The organism is Nocardia farcinica, from assembly GCF_029867845.1.
GTDB classification, from domain to species: Bacteria; Actinomycetota; Actinomycetes; order Mycobacteriales; family Mycobacteriaceae; genus Nocardia; species Nocardia farcinica_A.
Window position 1 is genome coordinate 1 of the sequence record NZ_JARWRU010000824.1, and the last position, 2,290, is coordinate 2,290.

Below are 2,290 nucleotides of genomic sequence, written 5' to 3' on the forward strand. Positions count from 1 at the left end.
CCCCTTTCGCGGGCGCTTGGACCCCCCCGGCCGTTTTTTTTTGGGCCCCCCGCCCGGGGGCGGGGGGGCTTGGGGGGCGCCCGCGAGCGGACCGAAAGACCGCCTGGGCTAGGGCGGCTCCGGCGCCCACGGGGCGGCCGCTTCGGTCATTCGCGCACCAGGTTGCCCCGGGCGAATTCCGACCCGCCCCACACCCCGGACTGTCCGGTCTCGGCCGCGAACTCGCCGCAGGCGACCCGGATCGGGCAGCCGGCGCAGATCCGGCGGGCGTAGTCGAAGTCCTCGGAGGGGAACGGGAACCAGGCGTCGTGGTTGGGGTCGCCCCGGCAGGCGGCGCGGTGCCAGTCGCGGGCGTCGGACAGCGGCAGCAGGTCGGCGAGTACCCGCTGGGCCGCGGTGGGCAGGGTTCGGACGGTCATGATCGCGGTCTCCTTTCGAGTGCGGGTGTCGTTCATGCGGGCTGCTGCTCCCAGGCGGGCAGCTGCTTCCAGATCTCGCGCTGGCGCTTGCGCAGCGGGTCGGGCGCCTTGGGCTGCCACAGCAGCCGCATCCGGGCCTCCTCCGGCGTGCGGTCGGCCTTGCGGGTGTTGCAGGGCGCGCAGCAGGCGATCAGGTTGTCCCAGGTGTTGGGGCCGCCCCGGCTGCGCGGGCGGATGTGGTCGACGGTGTGCGCCCGGCCCGCGCAGTAGCCGCACCGGTTGCCGTCGCGACGCAGCACGCCCGCCATCGTCGCCCGGCTGTCGTCGCGCACCACCACGGCGCGCTCGAGGAAGACGTAGCGCAGCAACCGGATGGTCTGCGGCAACGCCAGCTCGAGCCGCTGCGACCGGATCGGCACGTAGGGCTCGCGTGCGACCACGGTCTCGGCAACGCCGTTGACCAGCAACGCGACGGCCCGGTCCGCGCCGACCTCGTCCAGCGCCTCGTAGGAGGCGTTGAGCACCAGCACGGGGCTGTGTATCCAGTTGTCCACGGGTACGGCCACCTCGGTGGCGGTTCGGAACGGCATCGGGCTCCCCCAGGGTCGTGCGGAATCTCTCGTGTGGATCTCGAAGGACGGGTCCGGCCTGGCGCTCGGCGGCTCGGCGATCGGTGCGCGGACGGCGCAGGATGTCGCAGGCGATCACCGGGCAGTACGGCTCGGCGTTCGGAACGGCTCGGCGTTCGGATGGCTCGGAAACGGACGGCTCGAAAGCAGCAGGCCGAGAGCGCGGCTGCCGTGAACGCGGAAAGACGGGCGAGGGTGAGCGGGTGGCCGATCAGTGACCGGCGTGCGCGGCCTCGGGTGAGCGCCTCGCGGCTCCCGGCAGGCGGCCGTCACCGTGTTCGCTGGACTTCCGCTGCTGCGCAACGGTTTTCATGTCGATCGGTCGATTCGACGGCATCGGCCACCCCCTTTCCCTGCGGTCGGTGACTACGGCCCCGGACGGGGCTGCGCGGTGTGGACTCACATGGTGGCACGACCGGCGCGGCGCTGTCGCCTCATTTTCCCGCCCGGTCAGAGCATGCGAGCGATGTCCTCGATCGGGGTGGCGCTCAGCGATGCGAAGACGTGATCGGCGGCGGCGAAGTCGGCGTCGGCGGTCATCGGATTCGGCACCGCCACCACCGTGAGACCCGCCGCCTTCGCAGCGGTGACGCCGTGTACGGAGTCCTCGACGGCGACGGCCTCGGACGCGTCGACGCCGAGTTCACGCAGTGCGAGTACATAGACCGCGGGATCGGGCTTGGTGCGCGGCACCCGGTCGCCGGTGGCGACGGCATGGAAACGTGACGCCAGCCCGAGCCGCTCCAAGTGCCCGGTGACCCAGTCGTGACCGGAACTCGACGCGAGCCCGATGCCGAGCCCGAGGTCATCGGCCTGGTCGAGCCACGACTCGACGCCCGGCCGCACGGTCTCGGCCTCGATCAGCGCGTGATGACGGGCGACCCGCGCGGCCAGGATCGCCTCCCGGTCCGTCACCGCGAAACCGAGTTGTTCCTCGAGCTGGGACCACGGGTCCCAGGCGGCGTCGAGCGTGCCGATGGTCTGCACCCACAGCCGCCGGTCCAGGGTTGCGCCCAGCGCGGTGTAGGTCTCGTGCCAGGAGAGGAATTCCGAGCTCTCGGTGTCGAGGATGGTGCCGTCGAAATCGAAGATCACCGCGCGCAGAGTCACTTCGTCACTGTATGTCGCCGACGGGCGCGTGCACCCGGGGTACGGCGAGGACGCGTGTGCGACGACGCGAGCCGCACCCCCGGCCGTTCGCCGGTGCGGCTACCCGGCCGCGATGGGTGATGTGGTCATCCG

The 2,290-nt window shown here is 71.8% G+C and carries 3 protein-coding genes; all 3 read right to left on the reverse strand.

The window, feature by feature from the left end; all coding sequences use genetic code 11:
- Positions 1-146: 146 nt before the first annotated feature.
- Positions 147-419, reverse strand: coding sequence for a WhiB family transcriptional regulator (locus QH283_RS17885; protein ID WP_280504132.1), 273 nt, complete (start codon positions 417-419; stop codon positions 147-149).
- Positions 420-451: 32 nt separating this feature from the next.
- Entirely contained in the window at positions 452-1,009 is a 558-nt protein-coding gene (locus QH283_RS17890) for an HNH endonuclease (RefSeq protein WP_280504133.1), read from the reverse strand.
- Positions 1,010-1,498: 489 nt separating this feature from the next.
- The gene (locus QH283_RS17895) at positions 1,499-2,158 is read right to left on the reverse strand and encodes an HAD family hydrolase (RefSeq protein ID WP_280504134.1); all 660 of its coding nucleotides are present in this window, start codon (positions 2,156-2,158) and stop codon (positions 1,499-1,501) included.
- Positions 2,159-2,290: the final 132 nt, after the last annotated feature.